The following is a 786-nucleotide window of genomic DNA, read 5'->3' as shown; positions in this document are numbered from 1 at the left end:
ATGGGCGGTTGACGGGGAAGGTCTCTCCGGCGATCCTGGAGAGGGAGGTAAAATATTGGGAGAAGTTCAGCACGGATGTGGTGATCGAGGCGCTGCGGATCCACATTCGGGACTATCCGGCACACAGGGAGAGTTATACCCGAGGGATCATGAGAAACCTTCAAAATCAAGGGTTTCGAAGGAAGCCGCAAAGGAGGGCTCAAGAATATAGAGGACTATCAGGAGCATCACAGGATATGGATGAGGAACTAAGGAAAGAACTTGAGTTACTGAACGATCTTAGAGAGGACTGGGCGGAAGATGAATAAGGTGAGTAAGAAAAAAGAAATAAATCGCGCTCAGATCAACAAGATTTGGGCAAGCGCAGCAGAGCGGGGCATGTCAAAAGAAGACCTGTATGCTCTGATTTTCTCCGTCGCAAAAAAAGAGAGTATGAAGGCGCTTACTTGGATAGAGGCGAATGCAGTGATCAATCGGATCGTCGGAGCGGAAGAGAGCGAGATTTATCAAAATAAGGTAGGAAGACAAAGCACGGAGCGGATGCGTCGGAAGATACACATGCTCGTCAAGACACTCGGATGGGATAATAATCCCGCTCGAATTCAAGGTTTTTGCAAGAAGATGTTTGGCGTGGAAAAGGTAGAGTGGTTGAGCGCAAAACAATGCTATCAACTGATTGAGGCACTGAAGAAAATGATAGCACGAGAGGAGGCAGGAAATGAAGATCATCAAGCACCCGGAGCTGAAGTTTAAGCCGATGCAAAGGGTCGAAAAGTCGGAGAAGCG

2 protein-coding genes are annotated in these 786 nt (G+C 48.1%); both read left to right on the top strand.

The genetic code is table 11. The features are described from left to right. The coding region (locus ACFO4R_RS11890; protein ID WP_379789432.1) for a hypothetical protein at window positions 1-308 on the top strand (308 nt) is incomplete at its 5' end. Window position 309: 1 nt separating this feature from the next. Next, the gene (locus ACFO4R_RS11885; RefSeq protein ID WP_379789430.1) at window positions 310-753 is read left to right on the top strand and encodes a regulatory protein GemA; all 444 of its coding nucleotides are present in this window, start codon (window positions 310-312) and stop codon (window positions 751-753) included. The last annotated feature ends 33 nt before the right edge of the window (window positions 754-786 follow it).

The sequence above is a fragment of the Filifactor villosus genome (genome assembly GCF_042652965.1).
Classification (GTDB): domain Bacteria; phylum Bacillota; class Clostridia; order Peptostreptococcales; family Filifactoraceae; genus Filifactor; species Filifactor villosus.
Note: the sequence above shows the minus strand (reverse complement) of the source record. Positions and strands in the feature narration are given on the sequence as shown.